Below are 18,497 nucleotides of genomic sequence, written 5' to 3'. Positions count from 1 at the left end.
AGGAGGGTCGCAATGGGTTTCGAAGTAACGCGCCGCGAGGCGCTGGCCGGGCTAGCCGCAACGACGGCGCTCAGCCTGCCGGGCTGCGCCACTATGGAGCGCGGATCGCGCCCCTGCCCCGCTGGCGGCGTGCTCTCGATGGAGGCGGACCGGCTGCTGGCGATGCTTCCCGAGGTTGCGACCTATAATGGCGCGGAAGCCGCACTGGACGGCGGGCCATTGGCGCGGCGGCTTACCGATTATTCCCCGGCCGGCGAAGCGGCCCTGCGCGCCGGAACAGCGGCCAGCCGTACCCGGATCGCCGCTCTCGATTGCGGACCGGATACGAGCGGCGCGCTCCATGCAGCGGTTGTCGATGCGGTGCTGGAAAATGCCGGACGATCTTCCTCGATCTCCTATGGCCACATCGATCCGTTCAGCTACGTCAATCACCTCCCCTATCTCGTCCAGCAGATAAGCGGCCCGGCGATCGATTCCCCGGCGGTCATGGCGACGCAGCAGTCGCTGCGCACGCCCGAAGCAATCGACGCCTGGATCGAGAAGCTCGAGAGCTTCGAAACCGCCTTTGGCGGGGTCGCCGAAAAGATTCGCGCCGACGAGGCCGATGGCTGCCGCCCACCCAAGGCACTGCTTGAAAAGACGCTGCCGGTGCTCGATGCGTTCCTCGAAGGCCCGGCGGAACGGCACCCACTGATCGCAGCGCTTTCCGCCGGGATGACCGATGCCGTGATCGACCAGAGCTTCCGCGAAACCGCGCTGCAGCGCGCCATCGCCGCGCTCGAGACGAAGGCCCGGCCCGCTTATGCCCGGCTGCGCGCGATCGTCTCCGATATGCTGCCGCGCGGGCAGGATAATTCGGGCGTCTGGGCGCAACCTTTCGGCGAAGAACTCTACGCCGCCAACGTTCGCGCGCTCGGCGATACCGAACAGTCGCCCGACGAAATCCATGAAATCGGTATGGAGGAAGTCCGCCGGATCACCGCCGAGATGGAGGCGCTGCTAAACGCGCAGGGCCTGACCCAGGGCAGCGTCGGCGAACGGATGCTGGCGTTGGCCGACGATCCCCGGCTGCTGTTCGAAGACAGCAACGCCGGGCGCGAGGCGGTGCTCGATTATGTGCGCGGAAAGGTCCGCGATGCCGAGGCGCAATATCCGCGCTTCCTGCCCGCCGACATCATCCCGCGCCAGCCGATGCGCGTGCGCCGCGTGCCGGTGGCGACGCAGGACAGCGCGCCGGGCGGCTATTACGACGCCCCCTCGCTCGACGGGACCCGGCCCGGAACCTACTGGATCAACCTGCGCGATATGGCTGCGGTCGCCCGTTTCGCGCTACCGACATTGAGCTATCACGAGGGCGTACCCGGCCATCACACGCAAACCGCGATAGCCAGCGGGCTCGGCGAAGCGCCGCTGATCATCCGCATCGCCAGCTTCAACGCCTATCAGGAAGGCTGGGCGCTGTATGCCGAACGGCTGATGTGGGAGCTGGGCGCCTATGAAGACGATCCCTTCGGCGATCTCGGCCGGTTGCAGGACGAGCTGTTCCGCGCCGTCCGCCTCGTCGTCGATACCGGCATGCACCACAAGCGCTGGGCCCGCGAGAGGGCGATCGGGTTTATGCAGGAAGCGACCGGCAATCCCGAAAGCACCTGCGTCGCGGAGATCGAGCGCTATATGGCCTGGCCCGGACAGGCGCTCGGCTACAAGCTCGGCCAGCTCAGGCTGCTTGCGATGCGCGAGGAGATGCGGAGCCGCAAGGGCGAGGCGTTCGATCTGCGCGCATTCAACGCGCTCGTGCTTGGCCAGGGGGCGATGCCGCTCCGGCTTGTTGCAGAGCGTATCGACGCCGCCTGATCGCCTGCGCCGATGCCGGAAACGAAACGGACAGCCGCACCGCATGGCGTGGCTGCCCGTTTCAATGACGTACGCGTTCAGGAGAAGCGCAGATCATTCGCGGATGGTGCCGGCTGGGCCCGATCCGTTCCCTGACCATTTTGACGCAAAAGGTTACCAAAACCCTGAAAAACAGGGTTAACGCTCGGTTTCTAAGGTTAACGCAGAGCGGATTCCCATACCCACCAGTCCGGATGTGCCGATTTGACGCTAAGTGCGGCCTGGGCGCGCTTTTCCATGTCCTCGAACAAGGCAAAACAGGTCGCGCCGGATCCGGACATGCGGACGAAGAATGCGCCCGGCAGCCCGTCTAGCAGGGCCAGTACGGCGCCGATTTCCGGCGCGATGGCGATGGCCGGCGGCGTCAGATCGTTGCGCCAGCCGCCGGCTCCGCGCTCGGCGGCCAGAGCCCCGCGATCCTCGCCATCCCAGCGCTGGAAGACCGGGCCGGTCGGGATCGCAACGCCGGGATTGACGAGCAGCGCCGGCGCGCTTTCCACGGATGCAAGTGCGATCGCTTCGAGCTCGTCCCCCCTGCCCCGCCCGATCACGGTTTTTGAACCGAGGCACGCCGGCACATCCGCGCCAAGATCCGCCGCGATGTCATGCGCCACCGCCGCATCAAGATCGGCCTGCCACAGCCGCGCGAGCAGGCGGATCGCCGCCGCGGCATCGGCCGACCCGCCGCCAATGCCGGACGCTATGGGCAAATTCTTGGTCAGCCGGATTGCGGCGCCTGGCCCTCCCGGCACATAATCGCGCACCATAGCCGCGGCGCGCATCACCAGATTGTCGTTCCTGCTGGAAAGCCCTTCGGCGAACGGGCCGTCGATCGTCAGGCTGAGATCGCCTGCCGGTTCGGCCGCCAGCACATCGCCCTCTTCGCAAAAGGCAAAAAGCGTCTCGATCCGGTGATAGCCGTCGGGCAACCGTTCGCGCACATGCAGCGCCAGGTTGATTTTGGCATAGGCCGTTTCCGTGAGCGGCCCGGTGTCCCTTGTCATCGCCCGCCCGGCATCAGGGCGAGGCGGTCTCGGCGGTCAGGCCGATATCGAGCTTCTCGCGGATACGCTCGGCGGCTTCGTCTTCGGCGGAAACCAGCGCCGCCTGCCAGGCAAAGCGCGCGTCGCGGCGGCGGCCGACGGTCCAATAGGCATCGCCCAGATGCTCGTTGATCGTCGGTTCGGCCGGTTCGCCGCGGGCCGCGCTTTCCAGCATCGGGATCGCCTCGTCGATATTGCCCTGCACATAATGAACCCAGCCGAGCGAATCGATGATCGAGGCACTGCCGGGATCGAGCTCCGCCGCCCGGCGGATGAGCTCCTCGGCGCGGCCGAGATCCTCGCGCCGTTCGAGCAGCGCATAGCCGAGATAGTTGAGCGCCACGGCGGAATCGGGCGCCAGCTCGACGGCGCGTTCGAGCGCCGGCCGGGCATCCTCCCACTGGCCGCCGTCCAGCAGCGCGCCGCCGTAGAGGATCCACGCCGTCCAGGGCGCGTCCTCGCCGCCCGCCAGCGCCAGCGCGCGGCCATAGGCATCGGCCGCCTCGCCATAGCGGTCCATCAACGCCAGCTGTTCGCCCAGCCGCTGCCAGTCGGCTGCGTTCGCGCCATTTTCTTCGGCCCGCTCCTGCGCAAGCGCCAGCGCAGCGGCCGCGTCCTCGGTTTCGGCGAGCAGCTGGACGCGCATATCCTGCACGTCCGCGAAAAAGGGATCGCGTTCGTCGACATGGTCGAGCGCGGCAAGCGCTGCCGCGTCCTGTCCGGCATTGTCCAGGATCGCGCTCGTCACGAACCAGCCCGAACTGTTGTCGGGCGCGAGGAAGGTCGCGAACCGCGCCAGGGTCAAGGCCAGAGCCGAAACGTCGCGCCGGTTCACTTCGGCGGCGAGGCGGATAAAGACCTCCGCGATACCGTCCGCCGCGCTGTCCGCCGCGCCGGGCACCGTCCGGCCGCGCTGGATCAGCGCGCGCGCGGCAATTTCCGCGCGGCTGTTGCCGGGGAGCAGCGCCAACGCCTCGTCGCGCTGGCGGCTGCGCGCGAGCCGCGAGGCCGCGGAAAGCCGCGCCCGCAGGAAGCGCGCCGGGCCAAGGCTGGCGAGCCCGCTAATCGCGGCCGTACCCTCCTCGAACTGGCGCTGCGCGATCAGCAGCAATGCCCGATGTTCGGCCGAATAGGCGGCCGGCGTACCGCCGTCGCGCCCGGCATCGAGAATCGCGATCGGATCGCCATCGTTCGCGCCATAGGCGATCCAGGCGCGCAGCACCGGCACCAGCGATTCGAAAAGCTGTTCTTCCTCGATCCGGTCGACGACGCGCCGGGCTTCGGCCCAGTCGCCATCCTCCAGCGCCTCGATCAGGAAGAGGAAACGCCCATCGGGCGGCAGCGCATTGGCGCCATCGAGCGAGCGCGCGGCCTGCAGCGCCAGCGTCCGGTCACCGGCGGCGACGGCGCGGCGATAGGCGCGCGCGGCCAGTGCTTCATCGAACGGCGCTTCGGCCAGAGCGGCGGCATAGCCGCGCGCTGCAACCGCGATCTCGCCCGAAGCGTCGGCTACCCGCGCCCGGGCATAATCGGCCAGCGCGTTGCGGCTGTCATAAGCCTGGGCCGGAACGCTCCATGCCGCGCCCAGTGCCAGCAGCGCGGCGGCGCGCGCGATACGCTTACATGTTGGGATAATTGGGTCCTCCCCCGCCTTCGGGAACCACCCAGTTGATGTTCTGGGTCGGGTCCTTGATGTCGCAGGTCTTGCAGTGGACGCAGTTCTGCGCGTTGATCTGGAACCGCGGTTTTCCGCCATCGTCATCTACCACCTCATACACACCCGCCGGGCAATAACGCTGCGCCGGTTCCGCATAAAGCGGAAGGTTATAGTCGATCGGTATATCGGGGTCCTTGAGCCTCAGATGAACCGGCTGGTCTTCCTCGTGATTGGTGTTGGAGAGGAACACCGATGAAAGGCGGTCGAAGCTGATCTCGCCATCGGGCTTGGGATAGTCGATCTTCTTGACCTGGTCCGCGCGCCACAGGCTCTGATTGTCCGGGTGATGGCCCATGGTGAAGGGCATGCGGATGCCGATCGTTTCGGCCCACATCGTCATCCCGGCCAGGATAGTCCCGGCAAAATTGCCATATTTCTCGACCAGCGGCAGCGTGTTCCGGACCTTGCGGAGTTCCTTGTAGACCCAGCTATCCTCGTAAGCGGCCTCATAAGCGGTGAGCTCGTCGCCCGAACGCTCGGCGCCGATCGCCTCGAACGCGGCCTCGGCGGCCATCATCCCGGTCTTCATCGCGGTATGGCTGCCCTTGATGCGCGGTACGTTCACGAAACCGGCCGAACAGCCGATCAGCGCGCCGCCCGGGAAGGCAAGCTTCGGCACAGATTGCCAGCCGCCATCGTTGATCGCGCGCGCTCCGTAGGAAACGCGCTTGCCGCCTTCGAGGATCGAACGGATCGCCGGGTGCTGCTTCCAGCGCTGCATTTCCTCGAACGGGGAAAGCCAGGGGTTGGCATAGTTGAGCCAGGTGACGAAGCCGAGCGCGACCTGCCCATTTTCCTGATGATAGAGGAAACCGCCGCCATTGGCATCTTCGAGCGGCCAGCCCTGGGTGTGGATCACGCGGCCCGGCACATGCTTGCCCGGCTCGATATCCCAAAGCTCCTTGATACCGAGACCATAGACCTGCGGCTCGGAATCCCTGTCGAGATCGAACTGCCGGATCAGCTGTTTCGAAAGGCTGCCGCGCACGCCTTCTGCGAAGAAGGTATATTTGGCATGCAGCTCCATGCCCGGCATGTAATCGGGCTTCTTCTCGCCATCGCGCGCGATACCCATATCGCCGGTCGCAACGCCCTTCACCGATCCGTCTTCGTTCCACAGGATCTCGGCGGCGGCAAAGCCGGGGAAAATCTCGACGCCCAGTCCCTCGGCCCGGCCCGCCAGCCAGCGGCAGAAATTGCCGAGGCTCACCGTATAGGTGCCCTTGTTGTTCATGAAGGGCGGCATCGCGAAATGCGGGAATTCGTATTTCTTCGTGGCGCTCAGCACCCAGTGATGGTTTTCGGTCACCGGCACCGTCAGCGGCGCATCGTCGGCCTCGCGCCAGTCCGGAAACAGTTCGTCGAGCGCCCTTGGGTCGACGACCGCGCCCGAAAGGATGTGCGCGCCAACCTCGGACCCTTTTTCGAGGATACAGACCGAGATTTCCTTGCCGTTTTCCTCGGCAAGCTGTTTCAGGCGGATCGCCGCCGAAAGCCCCGCGGGGCCGGCGCCTACGATCACCACGTCATAAGGCATGGATTCCCGTTCGGACATTCTCGTCACTTTCTCCCCTGCACCGCCTTTTTGTTCGTATCGTCGCGGCCAGCAAACATTCTGTCATATAGTCACTGCCCGCCGATTGACCGGGCCGTCAACCTTAGACTCTATGCGGGCTTTATAGGTGGATGGGCAATGGCTGTCGGCGGAGAAATGGAAAGCGCGCTGGACTGGTGGCGAGAGGCGGGAGCCGATGTGATCGTCGGCGACGAACCGCGCGGCTGGCTCACCGAATCCAAGCCCCTTGCACCAAAAGCGCCGACAAAAGGCGCTCCCGTTGCTGTTGATACGCCGCCCGTACCCGTCGCGATGCCCTCCGCGCTGGCGGAATTTCGCCCCTGGCTGCTCGACGCGACGATCATCGAGGCGCCGCGAGAAGCACGGCTCGACGCCGCCGGCGATCCGGCGAGCGGTTTGATGGTGCTGATCGACATGCCCGAACAGGGCGACGAGAGCGCGGGAAAGCTGCTTTCGGGCGAAGCGGGACTGCTGTTCGACCGGATGCTGGCGGCGATCGGCCGGGATCGGGCGTCAATCTATCTCGCCGCCTTTTCGCCGGCACGCGTGCTGGGCGGCGCCCTGAACGAGACGGCTTTTGCCGCGCTTGCAGACGCCGCGAAGCGCCACGTCGCGCTCGCCGCGCCGCGCCAGTTGCTGTTGATGGGCGAAGCGCCGAGCCGTGCCTTTTGCGGGGTCAGCCTCAACGAGGCACGTGGAAAGCAACGTGTCCTTAACCATGATGGCGGCACTGTGTCCGCGATTGCCACTTTCCATCCGCGCTTCCTTCTCCAGCAGCCGCGGCTCAAGGCCCAGAGCTGGAAGGATTTGCAGATGCTGGTCGAAGGAATGAACGCGTGAAACTGAAACTCCTGACCGCCACCGCCCTGCTTGCGCTTTCCAGTGCCCCGGCGCTGGCCGACAGCGCGAACATCCCCTCGTCCGCGCCTTCGGTCCGCAGCGACGTCGACGCCGTGCTGAGCCGCAGCGAACGGGAGGCCTATCGCCAGATCTTCGCGGATATCCGCAACCAGGACTGGGCGAGCGCACAGGAGCGCCTGGACGATGCGCCGCGCGGCGTTCTCTATCCGGTCGCCCGCGCCGAACTGTATCTCGCGTCCGGATCGCCCCGCGTCGAAGGCGACCCGCTGCGTGACCTGCTCCGCGATGCGCCCGACCTTCCCGATGCGTCGCGTATCCTGACGCTGGCGCAGGGCCGCGGCGTCGACAGCGCGCCCGGTATTCCCTCGGCGCAAACACTGCGCCGGATGCCGAGCCCGTCGCGCCGCAGTCGTGCCCGACCGGTCAGCGACGATGCCAATACGCGCGCGCTCACCGGGCGTATCCAGCCGCTGATCGTGGCGGACAGCCCGCGCGAAGCGGAAAATCTTATCGACGAATTTGGCAGCGGCCTCAGCTCCGACGGCCTGACCGAGGTCCGCCAGCGGGTGGCCTGGTCCTATTATCTTTCGGGCGACGATCGCAACGCGCAGCGCATGGCTCGGCTGGCCCGCAACGGCACCGGCGACTGGGCCGTCCATGCCGACTGGGTAGACGGGCTCGCCTCGTTCCGCGCGGGCGACTGCCAGGAAGCGGCCGATGCCTTTTCCGCGGTCGGCCGCCGCGCGCCGGACAGCGAACTGCGTTCCGCCGGTCTGTATTGGACGGCGCGGGCCGAAATGAGCTGCGGACGCCCGCAAAACGTGCAGCAATATCTGCGCACCGCCGCCCAGATGAACGAAACCTTTTACGGCCTGCTCGCTGCGCAATCGCTCGGCGTCGCGCCGGAAACGGCAGACCATGCCGGGCTCGCCCATAGCTGGGAAAATATACGCAACGAAGCGAACGCGCAGCGCGCGATCGCGCTTGTCGAAATCGGCGAACGGAACCTCGCCGAGCAATATGTTCGCCATGGCGTCGCCATCGGCAACCCGCACAGCCATGATGCCTGGCTCGATCTCGCCAACCAGTTGCACCTGCCCAATGCCGAATTGTGGGTCGCGCAGAACCTGCCGATTGCCCACCATCCTTCGGCGCGGGATCGCTTCCCGGCGCCCGACTATCAGCCGATCGGCGGCTGGCGTGTCGATCGGTCGCTGGTTTTCGCCCATGCGCTGCAGGAATCGAATTTCCGGCCCGATGTGGTCAGCCCCGCCGGCGCCCGCGGTCTGCTCCAGCTGATGCCCGGCACGGCAAGCGACATCGCGCGCGACCGCGGCGAGAGCGTCAACGCTTCGCGGCTCAACGTGCCCGAAGTGAATATCGAATATGGCCAGTTCTACATGGAGCGGATGCGCGATTTTCCCGGCATGCAGGGCCTGCTGCCCAAGGTGATCGCCTCTTACAATGCCGGGCCCGGCGCCGTGATGAACTGGGAGGGCCGGCTGCGCGACGGCGGCGATCCGCTGCTCTACATCGAGAGCATCCCTTTCTGGGAAACCCGCGGCTATGTGCCGATCATCCTGCGCAACTACTGGATGTACCAGCGCAACGCCGGCGAGGCGTCGCCGAGCCTTTCCGCGCTCGCCCAGGGTATGTGGCCGCGTTTTCCCGGCGCCCAGGGACCGGTAGCCGTACGTCTTTCCGGCCATGGCGGAACCCGCATTGCCAATTGACGAGAGCATAGAGTTCCTGCCCGTCCGAATCGCGTTGCTGACGATTTCGGATACCCGGAAGCGCGCCAACGACACGTCCGGCGACATACTGGAAGAGCGGTTGACGGATGCGGGCCATATCCTGGCAGACAGGCGCGTCGTTGCCGACGACATGTCCGAAATCGTTTCCCGCCTCCATGCGTGGATCGACAATCCCGAAGTCGATTGCGTGATCACCACCGGCGGCACCGGGGTAACCGGGCGGGATATCACGCCCGAAGCGCTGCAACGCGTCCAGGACAAGCCGATTCCGGGCTTCGGTGAACTATTCCGATGGCTCAGCTACGAGCATATCGGAACGTCGACGATTCAGTCGCGCGCCTGCGCCTGCGTGGCGCGCGGCACCTATATCTTCGCGCTGCCGGGCTCGAACGGCGCGGTAAAGGACGGATGGGACGGGATACTCGCCAGCCAGCTCGATATTCGTCACCAGCCCTGCAATTTCGTGGAACTGATGCCGCGGCTTACCGAGAATTGATCCATATTTCCCAAAGGGTCGCGTCGGGCTGAGCCCGATCGGTCTCGAAATAGCTGCCATCGCCACTGACACCCGCATAATCGCCGCCATGACGGCCCGGCGCGCGGACTATATCGCCCTCCAGCGCTTCACCGGTCGCTGATTCGGCGCGAAAAGCGTAGCCGGCGGGCTCGTTTTCGAAGCGCACATATTCGCGGCCTTCATTGTCATAGTTGAAGCCGAAAGTGGCCGGGCCATAGGCCGCAACGGCATCGGCGATCGGCGATCCGGGGCCCACCCCCTCGGCAGTGCGGCAGACATCGGACTGCACCGAGAAAGCGGAAATCCCGATCCCGCCGGCATAGCTTTCGATCTCGTAATTTTCGAAAATCGCGCAGATCGCGTCTTCACCGTCCGAACGCGCGCACAGGGCACCGAAATCGACCATATAGCTGGGATAGAAGGTCAGCACGGTGCGCGCCGGAAAGGCTTCCACGAATTCGCCCAGTGTCGCCGGCATGCCGAGATTCGCCACGCCGTCTTCGGTGATCACGCATTCGGGATCGAATATCTCGTTCACGCCGGCGGAATCGACCGGCGTCCCGCCCTCGCCGACCGTCGGATCGAGCACCAGAAGGTTCGCCTCCGCCGCCGGTTCGACCGCGGTTTCGTCCGGCACTGCCGATGCGTCTGACTGCGCTTCTCCCGAACAGGCGGCGAGCGCGGCGATCGAGACGAACAACAACGGCGCGGCAGCGAATCTCATCGATATTCTCCTTCGAAACCGCATTGCGCCGATCGCGGGAATATGACAAGTTGTTCCTATTATGTTCTCATCGAAAACCAAGGGACGCGGGGCGACCGCCAATGCCGTACCGCAGCGCTTCAACCTGGCGGAGCGCGAGCCGGATGGCGACTGGCTGGACGAGCGGGAGACGCTGGACGGCGCCCCCCCGCCCCCACGCACACAGGTCACGATCGAACGGCCCAAGACGATCATCGCCCGCAACCGCTCCCCCGACATCGTCTTCGATCGGTCGATCAACGCCTATCGCGGCTGCGAGCATGGCTGCATCTATTGCTTCGCGCGGCCGACCCACGCCTTTCACGATCTTTCGCCCGGCCTCGATTTCGAGACCCGCCTGTTCGCCAAGCCGAGCGGCCCGGCGCTGTTGCGCGCGGAACTGGCGAAACCGGGCTATGTGCCCGCGCCGCTCGCCATGGGCACCAACACCGACCCCTATCAGCCGATCGAGCGCGAATACCGGATCACCCGCCAATGCATCGAGATCCTCGCCGAAACGCGCCATCCGCTGATGCTCACCACCAAGTCGGATCGCATCGTGCGCGATATCGACTTGCTCGCCGCCATGGCGAGAGAAGGGCTGGCGACGGTGGCGGTTTCGATCACCTCGCTCGATGCCAAGATACACCAGACGCTGGAGCCGCGCGCGCCCTCCGCGCGAAAGCGCCTCGCTGCCGTAAGAGCGCTGAGCCAAGCCGGCGTGCCGGTCGGCGTCTCGATCTCGCCGATCATTCCCGCGATCACCGATAGCGAGATCGAACATCTGATCGCCGCCGCCGCGGAGGCCGGGGCAAACGCCGTCATGTATATCCCGCTGCGCCTCCCGCACGAGGTCGCGCCGCTGTTCCGGGCCTGGCTCGACGAATATTATCCCGACCGCGCCGAGAAGGTGATGAACACCGTGCGTTCGATCCGGCAGAATCGCGACAACGATCCCGATTATTTCAGCCGTATGCGCGGCAGCGGCCCCTGGGCGGAACTGATCCGTACGCGCTTCAAGATCGCCGCGCGCAAGCACGGGATCGTCGGAAGGCTCCCCCTGCCCCGTTCCGACCTGTTCCGAAAACCCGCCGGGCCGCAAGGCGAGCTTTTCTAGCGCGAAGCCCTCACACGCCTTCCAGCTTGTAATCCTTATATTCCTCGCGCAGTGCGCGCTTCAGGATCTTGCCGGTCGCCGTATGCGGCAGCTCGTCAACGAACTTCACCTCGTCGGGCAGCCACCATTTGGCGACCTTGTCCGTCAGATACCCGACGACATCATCGGCCTCGATATCGGCACCGTCTTTTTTCACGACCAGCAGCAGGGGCCGCTCGTCCCATTTGGGATGATAGACGCCGACCGCCGCCGCCTCGGCAACGCCCGGGCAGCCCACAGCGGCGTTTTCCAGTTCGATCGAGCTGATCCATTCTCCGCCCGATTTGATGACGTCCTTCGCCCGGTCGGTGATCTGCATGACCCCGTCGGGATGGATCACCGACACGTCGCCGGTGTCGAACCAATTGTCCTCGCCGACGCATTTGCCGCTTTCGTCCTGGAAATACTGATCGAGGATCCAGGGGCCGCGCACCTGGAGCCGACCCGAGGATTCGCCGTCGCGCGGCAGCACATTACCGTCATCGTCGACGACGCGGATCTCGACGCCGAACGGAGTCCGGCCCTGCTTGCAAATGATGTCGACCTTTTCGTCGAAGGAAAGCTCCTCCCAGTTGTAAGGGCGCTGGCCGATGGTGCCGATCGGCGAGGTTTCGGTCATGCCCCAGGCGTGGAGCACGTAAACGCCGGCATGCATGAACCGCTCGATCATCGCGCGCGGCGCGGCCGAGCCGCCGATCACCACCATTTCCAGTTTGCCGTAATCGACCCCGGTTGCGTCCATATGGGCGAACATGGCGAGCCAGACGGTCGGCACGCCCGCCGAATGGGTCACGCCTTCATTCTGCACGAGATCGCACAGTACCTCGCCTTCGTTGACGGCGGAGAACACCATCTTCGATCCGGTCACCGCGCAGGCGAAGGGCAGACCCCAGGCATTGGCATGGAACATCGGCACGATCGGCAGCATCACCGAGCGCGTCGAGAGGTTCATCGCATCGGGCTGACCCTCGGTGATCGCGTGGATGACGTTGGAGCGATGCTCGTAAAGCACGCCCTTGGGATTACCGGTCGTGCCGCTCGTATAGCAAAGGCCGCAAGGTTCGCGCTCGTCGCCGGTCACCCATTCGAAGTCGCCATCTTCCGCGTCGATCAGCGCGCGGAAGGTCGGATAGTCGCCCTCGCCGTCGATCGGACCGTCGAACAGGATGAAATGCTCGATCGTCTTCAACTGGGGCTTGATCGCCTCGACCAGTGGTTCGAACGCCTTGTCGAACAGCAGCACGCGGTCTTCCGCATGGTTCATGATGTAGATCAGCTGTTCGGCGAACAGCCGCGGATTGACCGTGTGAACGACGCCGCCGATGCCCGCGATCCCGTACCAGGAGGCGAGATGATGCGCATGGTTCATCGCCAGGGTCGCGATCCGGTCCCCCTTCGTCATGCCGAGCTTCAGCAGCGCTTGGGCGCATTTACGGGCATCTTCATGGATGCCGGCCCAGTTGGTGCGACCGATCGTCCGGTCCGCCCAATAGGTCACGATTTCGCGATGGCCATGTTCGCGCGCGGCGTGATCGATGATGTTCGTCACCCGCAGCTGCGCGTCCTGCATTCCTCCAAGCATGTCTATCCCTTCGTCCTTCGGACTTTTTTTCCGGCCATCTTAGCCGGGCGCGCCGGGCGGTCCAGCCCGAAACTGTGCCGCGGCGCCGAAGGGGCGGATCAGGAAACGGCGGCGAGGCGCGGCCGCTGCTCGGCCGGTGCGGCGGTATTGTCCGCCGATAGCTGGGCCGAAATCATGCCGGGAAGAGTGCGGACCGTCTCTGCCAGTTCGGCATCGAGCGCGAAGCGGCGGCCGAGAACCACATTGGCTTCGCCGCCACCGGGAAGCGGCGCGCGCAGCACGACCGTGCCGCGCCCCTCGCCATTCCCGCCCAGCGCCGCGGGGAGCTGCGCCAGGGAGGCAGGGTCCGCGGTCTCGATGGTCATCGTCATCCGGCTGGCATTGGCAAGGCCGTCAAAGGGCTGGAATTGCTGGACGGTGACGCGCGGCGTTTCCTCGCCCGGCTGCCAGTCGAGCTCGACGCGAAGCAACCCGCATTTGCCGTCGCGTGCCGCTTCTTCCATCTCCTCGCGTGGCCCTTCCTCGAACGCGCTGGAGAAATATTGGCCCGAGGAATCGGAAAGGGTTGCGGTGATGAACGGGTTGCCGCGCCGCGAGGTGCGCTTGCGCACATTTTCGACGAGCCCCGCCATGACGATCCCGCGCATCCGCCCGCCATCGACCGGGGCGGGCAGCGCGCACAGTTCGGCATAGCTTTGCGCGCCGAACGCCTTGGCGAGGTGCTGGTAATTGTCGACCGGATGGCCGGAAAAATAGAAGCCGAACGCCTCCTTTTCCTGCGCCATGCGCTCGGCGAGCGGCCAATGTGCGCTCTCCGACAGGCGGATATGGGCAATATCGGATTCGCTTTCCGAAAACAGCCCGCCCTGCCCGGTTTCGCGTGCATCGGCTTCGCTCGACGCGATCGAAAGGATGGTTTCCGCCGCCGCGAAGACCGCCGGTCGATTGGCGTCGAGAGCGTCGAACGCGCCCGCTCCGGCCAGGCTTTCGAGCTGGCGGCGGTTGAGCAGATGCGGATCGACGCGCGCTGCGAAATCATCGAGGCTTTCGAAAACCCCGTTCGCCTCGCGCTCCACGACCAGCTGTTCCATCGCCTTGGAGCCGACACCCTTGAGCGCCGCCAGCGCATAGCGGACCGCATGTTCGTCCTGATATTCCTCGACCGAGAACAGCGCCTCGCTCGCATTCACGCAAGGCGGCAGGCATGCGACGCTCGAACGGCGCATGTCTTCGGTAAAGATGCCGAGCTTGTCGGTATTGCCCATGTCGTAGCACATCGACGCCGCGTAGAATTCCTCGCGATAATGGACTTTCAACCAGGCCGTCTGATAGGCGATCAGCGCATAGGCGGCGGCGTGGGACTTGTTGAAACCATAGCCCGCGAACTTGGCGATCAAGTCGAACAACTCGTTGGCCTTGGGCGCGCCGATGTCGTTCCCGGCGCAACCCGACACGAAGCGTTCACGCTGCGCGTCCATTTCCGACTGGATCTTCTTGCCCATTGCGCGGCGGAGCAAGTCGGCGTCGCCGAGCGAATAGCCCGCGAGGATCCGCGCCGCCTCCATAACCTGTTCCTGGTAGACGAAGATCCCGTAGGTTTCCTTCAGGATCGGTTCGAGATCGGGGTGCGGATACTCGATCGGCTCGACGCCGTTCTTGCGCGCGCCGAACATCGGAATATTGTCCATTGGGCCGGGCCGGTAGAGCGAGACGAGCGCGATGATGTCTTCGAAACAGGTCGGCTTCACCGCCGCAAGCGTCCGCCGCATGCCCTCCGATTCCAGCTGGAAAACGCCGACCGTGTCGCTCTTCTGGAGCAGTTCGTACACCTGTTCGTCGTCCCAGCCAAGCCGGTCGAGATCGACCGATATCCCGCGCTGCGCGAGGAGCTGCACGGCCTTTTGCAGAACCGAAAGCGTCTTGAGGCCGAGAAAGTCGAACTTCACCAACCCGGCCTTTTCGACATTCTTCATATCGAACTGGGTGACGGGAATGTCGGAACGGGGATCGCGATAGAGCGGCACCAGCTTGTCGAGCCGCCGGTCGCCGATGACGACGCCCGCTGCGTGGGTCGAACTGTGACGCGGCAGGCCTTCGAGCTTCATCGCGAGGTCGACGAGCTTCTTCACATCGCCGTCGCCCTTATATTCGGCGGCGAATTCGGTGACGCCGTTGAGCGTGCGTTCCAGCGTCCAGGGATCGGTCGGATGGTTGGGCACCATCTTGGTCAGCCGGTCGACCTGGCCATAGGGCATCTGCAGCACGCGGCCGACGTCGCGCAGCACGGCGCGCGATTTCATGGTTCCGAAGGTGATGATCTGGGCGACCTGGTCGCGGCCATATTTCTGCTGGACGTAGCGGATGACTTCGCCGCGTCGCGTTTCGCAGAAATCGATGTCGAAATCGGGCATCGACACGCGCTCCGGGTTCAGGAAGCGTTCGAAAAGCAGGCCCAGTTGGAGCGGATCGAGGCCGGTGATCGTCAGTGCCCAGGCGACGACCGAACCCGCGCCCGAGCCGCGTCCCGGCCCCACGGGAATGTCCTGCGCTTTCGCCCATTTGATGAAATCGGCAACGATCAGGAAATAGCCGGGGAAACCCATCTCGATAATGATATCGAGTTCATATTCGAGCCGCTCGGCATAGGGCTTTCGGATCTCGTCGGTCAGCGCATCGCCGTGGATCGCGACCAGCCGCGCTTCCAGACCGGCCCGGGCATCCTCGCGCAGCTGGGCCGATTCGCCGTCGAGATCGCCGGCGACGCTGGGCAGGATGGGATCGCGCTTCGGCGCGGCAAAAGCGCAGCGCTGGGCGACGACGAGCGTATTTTCGAGCGCTTCGGGCAGATCGTCGAAACGCGATTCCATCGCTTCATAGGGCACCATCCAGCCCTCTTCGGGGCTTTGCCGCCGGTCGTCGCTTTCGACATAGTTCGAATCCGCGATACACAGCATCGCATCGTGCGCCGCATGAAAATCCTGCTTCTGGAAAAAGGCGGGATTGGTGGCGACGAGGGGCAGGTCGCGCGCATAGGCGAGATCGAGCAGCGCCTCCTCGCTCGCCTCCTCTATCGGATCGCCGCGCCGGCTGATCTCGACATAGAGACGGCCGGGGAACAGCGCGCATAGCCGGTCGGCATAGGCCTTGGCGGCGTCCGCCTGCTCTCCCTCGTATAGCCGCGCAAGCCCGCCCTCGCCCCCGCCGGTCAGCGCTATCAGGCCGGCGGTGCGGCCTTCCAGCGCGTCCATGGCGATATGCGGCGGTTCCTCGAGCGGCCGATCGAGATGCGCCTGCGACACCAGCGCGCAGAGATTTTCATAGCCCTCTTCGTCCTGCACGAGCAGCGGCAGCCAATCGATGATCGGATCCTCGCCCTCGGGCCGGCCCGGCCGTGCCACCGCCAAGGTCGCGCCGATGATCGGCTGGACGCCCTTCTCGATCGCCGCCGCGCAAAAGGGCATCGCCGCATAGAGCCCGTTCCGGTCCATGAGCGCTGCCGCCGGAAAGCCGAGTTCGCGGGCCCTTTTGGCGATATCCTTCGGCTGGATCGCGCCTTCCAGCATCGTATAGGCCGAAAAGACGCGCAGCGGGACGAAGGGCGTATGGGGCATGGCCGCGACTATGGGCACTCGTCGCGATTCGGAAAAGCGGGAAAGCCGCCGCGATGTGGATCGCCAATGGGCGGCCGTCTCAGGGCCGGATGATCCCGACGCCGTTGGCAATGACGACGGTCGTTCCGAAAGGCTCCGACAGCCTTTGCATCGTTTCGAGGATCCGCCGCGCGGTGGCGCCGGTCGCCAGGCGTGGGACGCCGCGGTCGATGCCGGTCGCATCGACGCCGAGATCGATCGGATAGAGCCGGATTTCGGCAACCTGCCCGCCCTCGAAGCGCGACACCGCAATCACCGATTCGAACTGGCGGGAATCGGAAAAAGACCGTTCCGCCCTGCCCTGCAGGATCTCGCCGACCGTCGCTTCACCGGGCTCGATGCCAAGCCGCTCGTAGAAATCGCCGGGCAGCGCCTCGAGCGCATTGTTCATCATCGCGAAGTTGCCGAGCGAATAGAAGATCGGCCGCCCGCGATAAATCTCGATGCCGCGCAAGATGTGCGGCCCATGCCCGACAAAGGCGTCGGCGCCCGCATCGATCGCCCGGCGCGCAAAGGCGATGGCGAAATCGGCGGGCGTATCGCTATCGTTGCCGGGCTCGTGATTGTGCAGGCTGTAAACCGCGAAATTGCTGTACTGTCGGCCCTGGCGGATCGCGAGGAGATTGCCCGCCACATCGCTTTCGTTGGGCTCGAACGTCCAGGCCAGCGTACCATCGGGCTGCGTCCCGGCGCGGAAACTCCGCCCGAACAGGCGAACTGTTTCTGCCTCGTCCTCCTGCCCGGCGATCGCGCGCAATTGCTCGAGCTGGTCGGGGCGAACGATAGCGATGCGATCGACCCGGAGCGGATTGAGCCCAGCACGGCCCGGCACCGCGCCGACCGGATCGCCCGCCGGCGACATCGCCGTGAAACTGGACGCGGCGTCGACAAGCGACACCCGGCCCTGAGGCGCATGATGGAAGCGCGGCGATCGCGCGCCCTGCAAGGTCGGTCCCGTGCCCGCGAACACCAGTCCCGCGTCGGTGAGCCGCCTTTCGGTCTCGGCCAGCCCCTCGACGCCCCAATCTGTCGAATGATTATTGGCAAGGCTGACGATATCGAAGCCCATGTCCCGCACATCGCCCACCACGCGCGGGTCGGCATACATCCATGAACCGCCCGACAGCGCCTGGGGCGACCCCTCGAAATGCGCCATGTCGATCGCCATCGTCTCGAAATTGCCGAAGGTGAGATCGGCCTCGCGCAGCAACGCCAGCATCCGGGGCGAGCGCGACTCCAGAACCGGCAGAATCGGCCGCAAATAGATGAGATCGCCAACTGCGGCGAAGGTGAAGCCATCGGGCATGGCCTCGGCGGGCACCGGGGCGATGCGGATCGCCGTCTCCTGCGCGGCAACGGGCGGGACGAAAAGGCTTGCGATAGCGACCACAAGGCCGGCCATCGCGCCGCGAGAAAAATGCTTGCGGCCGGCTTTGAAAATTCGGTTCATCTTGCCCCCGGTCATATGCTTCCGGTGCAATCCACCATGAATCGGGGCTGCTGGCAAATGCAGCCGCCCTAGGACAGCAGCGCCGCGATATCCTTTTCGATCTGCCAGGGCTTCGTCGTCGGCGCGTAGCGATGGACGACCGCGCCGTCGGCATCGACCAGGAATTTGGTGAAATTCCACTTGATCTGGTTGGTGCCCAGGCCGCGCTCCTGCTCGCGCAGATGCACCCAGAGCGGATCGGCATCGGACCCGTTGACGGCGATCTTGGCAAAGAGCGGAAAGGTCACGTCATAGGTGAGCGTACAGAAATTCCGGATTTCCTCGGCATCGCCCGGTTCCTGCCCGCCAAACTGATTGCAGGGGAACGCCAATATCTCGAACCCGCGATCCTTATATTTGCGATACAGTTCCTCGAGCCCGGCATATTGCGATGTGAATCCGCATTGGGAGGCGACATTGACGATGAGCAGCGCCTTGCCCGCATAGTCGGCGAGCGCCTGTTTCGTGCCGTCGGGCAGATCCACCTCGAAACCGTGCACGCTCATGACTGGCTGCG

13 protein-coding genes are annotated in these 18,497 nt (G+C 65.0%); 5 read left to right on the top strand and 8 right to left on the bottom strand.

Translation table 11 applies throughout. The annotated features are described in order from the left end of the window. The first annotated feature begins 12 nt into the window (after positions 1-12). Positions 13-1,854, top strand: a complete 1,842-nt coding sequence (locus H6P80_RS08400; RefSeq protein ID WP_235973751.1) for a DUF885 domain-containing protein — start codon at positions 13-15, stop codon at positions 1,852-1,854. 197 nt (positions 1,855-2,051) lie between these two features. Here H6P80_RS08400 and H6P80_RS08395 read toward each other — a convergent pair whose 3' ends face one another. The 3 genes from H6P80_RS08395 to H6P80_RS16510 form a co-directional block, all read right to left on the bottom strand. Further along, entirely contained in the window at positions 2,052-2,897 is an 846-nt protein-coding gene (locus H6P80_RS08395) for a 4-(cytidine 5'-diphospho)-2-C-methyl-D-erythritol kinase (protein WP_185800836.1), read from the bottom strand. Between the two features lie 13 nt (positions 2,898-2,910). Next, positions 2,911-3,456, bottom strand: a complete 546-nt coding sequence (locus tag H6P80_RS16515; protein ID WP_235973844.1) for a tetratricopeptide repeat protein — start codon at positions 3,454-3,456, stop codon at positions 2,911-2,913. 1,099 nt (positions 3,457-4,555) lie between these two features. Next, a complete protein-coding gene (locus tag H6P80_RS16510) occupies positions 4,556-6,208 on the bottom strand; it encodes an electron transfer flavoprotein-ubiquinone oxidoreductase (RefSeq protein ID WP_235973750.1) in 1,653 nt (550 codons plus the stop codon). 138 nt (positions 6,209-6,346) lie between these two features. Here H6P80_RS16510 and H6P80_RS08385 point away from each other — a divergent pair, with 138 nt between their 5' ends. Genes H6P80_RS08385 through moaB form a run of 3 tightly spaced genes read left to right on the top strand, consistent with a single transcriptional unit; the run spans position 6,347 to position 9,340 of the window. Beyond that, a complete protein-coding gene (locus H6P80_RS08385; protein ID WP_185800834.1) occupies positions 6,347-7,069 on the top strand; it encodes a uracil-DNA glycosylase family protein in 723 nt (240 codons plus the stop codon). Continuing rightward, positions 7,066-8,823, top strand: a complete 1,758-nt coding sequence (locus tag H6P80_RS08380) for a lytic transglycosylase domain-containing protein (RefSeq protein WP_185800833.1) — start codon at positions 7,066-7,068, stop codon at positions 8,821-8,823. The genes H6P80_RS08385 and H6P80_RS08380 overlap by 4 nt, the downstream gene beginning before the upstream one ends. Continuing rightward, positions 8,813-9,340, top strand: a complete 528-nt coding sequence (gene moaB / locus H6P80_RS08375; protein ID WP_185800832.1) for a molybdenum cofactor biosynthesis protein B — start codon at positions 8,813-8,815, stop codon at positions 9,338-9,340. The genes H6P80_RS08380 and moaB overlap by 11 nt, the downstream gene beginning before the upstream one ends. Here the strand turns inward: moaB and H6P80_RS08370 are convergent. Next, the gene (locus H6P80_RS08370) at positions 9,327-10,085 is read right to left on the bottom strand and encodes a hypothetical protein (RefSeq protein WP_185800831.1); all 759 of its coding nucleotides are present in this window, start codon (positions 10,083-10,085) and stop codon (positions 9,327-9,329) included. The two genes, moaB and H6P80_RS08370, sit on opposite strands and share 14 nt — an antisense overlap. A 61-nt stretch (positions 10,086-10,146) precedes the next feature. Here H6P80_RS08370 and H6P80_RS08365 point away from each other — a divergent pair, with 61 nt between their 5' ends. Further along, a complete protein-coding gene (locus H6P80_RS08365; RefSeq protein WP_185800830.1) occupies positions 10,147-11,220 on the top strand; it encodes a PA0069 family radical SAM protein in 1,074 nt (357 codons plus the stop codon). A 10-nt stretch (positions 11,221-11,230) separates the two neighbouring features. On the opposite strand, the gene H6P80_RS08360 is transcribed toward H6P80_RS08365, so the two are convergent. The 4 genes from H6P80_RS08360 to H6P80_RS08345 form a co-directional block, all read right to left on the bottom strand. Continuing rightward, positions 11,231-12,841 carry a long-chain fatty acid--CoA ligase gene (locus tag H6P80_RS08360; protein WP_185800829.1) on the bottom strand — a complete coding sequence of 537 codons (1,611 nt, stop codon included), beginning with the start codon at positions 12,839-12,841 and terminating at the stop codon, positions 11,231-11,233. 98 nt (positions 12,842-12,939) lie between these two features. After that, positions 12,940-16,452 carry a DNA polymerase III subunit alpha gene (gene dnaE / locus H6P80_RS08355; RefSeq protein ID WP_185800828.1) on the bottom strand — a complete coding sequence of 1,171 codons (3,513 nt, stop codon included), beginning with the start codon at positions 16,450-16,452 and terminating at the stop codon, positions 12,940-12,942. A 79-nt stretch (positions 16,453-16,531) separates the two neighbouring features. Next, on the bottom strand, positions 16,532-17,941 hold the full coding sequence (locus H6P80_RS08350) for a CapA family protein (RefSeq protein ID WP_185800827.1): 1,410 nt from the start codon (positions 17,939-17,941) through the stop codon (positions 16,532-16,534). A gap of 68 nt (positions 17,942-18,009) precedes the next feature. Continuing rightward, complete coding sequence (locus tag H6P80_RS08345; protein WP_185800826.1) at positions 18,010-18,486, bottom strand: glutathione peroxidase; 477 nt, start codon at positions 18,484-18,486, stop codon at positions 18,010-18,012. Positions 18,487-18,497 lie beyond the last annotated feature (11 nt).

Source organism: Parasphingopyxis marina (genome assembly GCF_014237875.1).
Classification (GTDB): domain Bacteria; phylum Pseudomonadota; class Alphaproteobacteria; order Sphingomonadales; family Sphingomonadaceae; genus Parasphingopyxis; species Parasphingopyxis marina.
The sequence above is the reverse complement of the archived record's forward strand: the minus strand, read 5'-3'. Positions and strand labels throughout refer to the sequence as shown.

Coding starts and splice junctions, on each gene's coding strand:
- H6P80_RS08345 (WP_185800826.1), bottom strand. CDS start 18,486: ATGAGCGTGCACGGTTTCGAGGTGGATCTGCCCGACGGCACGAAACAG.
- H6P80_RS08385 (WP_185800834.1), top strand. CDS start 6,347: ATGGCTGTCGGCGGAGAAATGGAAAGCGCGCTGGACTGGTGGCGAGAG.
- dnaE (WP_185800828.1), bottom strand. CDS start 16,452: ATGCCCCATACGCCCTTCGTCCCGCTGCGCGTCTTTTCGGCCTATACG.
- H6P80_RS08365 (WP_185800830.1), top strand. CDS start 10,147: ATGTTCTCATCGAAAACCAAGGGACGCGGGGCGACCGCCAATGCCGTA.
- H6P80_RS08395 (WP_185800836.1), bottom strand. CDS start 2,897: ATGACAAGGGACACCGGGCCGCTCACGGAAACGGCCTATGCCAAAATC.
- H6P80_RS08370 (WP_185800831.1), bottom strand. CDS start 10,085: ATGAGATTCGCTGCCGCGCCGTTGTTGTTCGTCTCGATCGCCGCGCTC.
- H6P80_RS08360 (WP_185800829.1), bottom strand. CDS start 12,841: ATGCTTGGAGGAATGCAGGACGCGCAGCTGCGGGTGACGAACATCATC.
- H6P80_RS16510 (WP_235973750.1), bottom strand. CDS start 6,208: ATGTCCGAACGGGAATCCATGCCTTATGACGTGGTGATCGTAGGCGCC.
- H6P80_RS08400 (WP_235973751.1), top strand. CDS start 13: ATGGGTTTCGAAGTAACGCGCCGCGAGGCGCTGGCCGGGCTAGCCGCA.
- H6P80_RS08350 (WP_185800827.1), bottom strand. CDS start 17,941: ATGAACCGAATTTTCAAAGCCGGCCGCAAGCATTTTTCTCGCGGCGCG.
- H6P80_RS16515 (WP_235973844.1), bottom strand. CDS start 3,456: ATGGACCGCTATGGCGAGGCGGCCGATGCCTATGGCCGCGCGCTGGCG.